Source organism: Clostridium saudiense (assembly GCF_000577815.1).
Lineage (GTDB): Bacteria > Bacillota > Clostridia > Clostridiales > Clostridiaceae > Clostridium > Clostridium saudiense.
Map to the genome: position 1 here is coordinate 1 of NZ_CBYM010000083.1, position 1,522 is coordinate 1,522.

A 1,522-nucleotide genomic window follows, 5' to 3' on the forward strand; every position below is an offset into this window, starting at 1 on the left:
AAAGTAGATAGATTTGTGTAAAAAACAAATCTATCTACTCTTTTTTTGTATGATTAGTTGGTAGATTTGGAATAATACACTATATAAATTTTAGGAGGATTTTCTATGGCAAGAAAAAATGATATCAATTTTGATTACAATTCAGAAATAAAAAAGTGTAAAACAATCGATGACGTTCTTGGAAAGAACGGATTAGTTCAAAGATTAGTTAAGGATGTACTAGAAAATATACTTGAAGCAGAAATGGATGAACATCTTGGTAGAGATAAATACCAACGTCAAAGCGATATTGAGCCTGGCGAAAGAAATTATAGAAATGGATATAGCCAAAAAAATCTAAGAAGTTCATTTGGAGATGTTGATCTCGATATACCAAGGGATAGAAAGTCTGAATTTGAACCTCAAATAGTAAAGAAATATGAAACTGTTTGTAATGAATTAGATAAAAAAATAATTTCTCTTTATGCTAAAGGTATGACTACTAGCGATATTCAGGCTGAAATAGAAGATTTATATGGAATAACAATCTCACCATCAATGGTTTCTAAAATAACAGATAAAGTAATAGCTACCGCTACCGAATGGCAAAATAGAATGTTAGATAAAATATATCCAATAGTTTACTTAGATGCTATGTACTTTAAGGTTAGAAGCAACGGAAAAATAGTTAATAAAGCTGTATATATTTGTTTAGGATATACGATGGAAGGATATAAAGATATTCTTGGACTATGGGTTGATGAAGCCGAAGGAGCTAAGTTTTGGCTAGGTATTTGCAATGACTTAAAAAATAGAGGTGTAAAAGAAATCTTAATTGCTTGTATGGACGGACTTAAAGGGCTACCACAAGCTATTCAGACCGTATTTCCATCAGCTAATATACAAACATGTATTGTTCATCAAATAAGAAATTCTATAAAATACATAGCTTCAAAAGATAAAAAATCATTTATGAAAGATTTAAAAGAAGTTTATAAAGCTCCTACTGAAGAACTTGCGTTAGCGCAGCTAGACAAACTAAAAGAAACTTGGGGAAATAGTTATGGAATGGTTATAGATTCATGGTATAACAACTGGAATAACTTATCTACTTTCTTTGATTTCTCACCTAGAATAAGAAAAATGATCTATACAACTAATGCACTTGAAGGATTCAATAGACAGGTACGTAAGTATACTAAATCTAGAACTATATTTCCTACAGATGAATCTCTAAACAAGTGCGTATATCTAGCGACTATGGAAATCATGGAAAAATGGACTCAACCAGTTCCAAACTGGGGTGCTACGTTAGCGGAGCTAACATTATTCTTTACTGAAGAATTAAAAGATGAATTAGCATAATAGCTTGTACTTTTTATAAATTTTATGCATATTATCTAACTTTTGTTAAATAATATAAAAGAACAGAAAAACACATTATTAGTATTTCTAGATAATAAAAAAATATTACTGGAAATCAAAATTTCCAGTAATATTTGATTTATAAGAAACTATATTACACAAAATTATCTACAGTCTC

1 protein-coding gene is annotated in these 1,522 nt (G+C 29.4%); it reads left to right on the top strand.

What is annotated here, in order from left to right; genetic code table 11:
* Positions 1-105 precede the first annotated feature (105 nt).
* Entirely contained in the window at positions 106-1,344 is a 1,239-nt protein-coding gene (locus TY07_RS16995) for an IS256 family transposase (protein ID WP_042403087.1), read from the top strand.
* Positions 1,345-1,522 lie beyond the last annotated feature (178 nt).

What these genes read in the sequence shown, in the direction of transcription:
- TY07_RS16995 (WP_042403087.1), top strand. Translation starts at nt 106, where the DNA reads ATGGCAAGAAAAAATGATATCAATTTTGATTACAATTCAGAAATAAAA.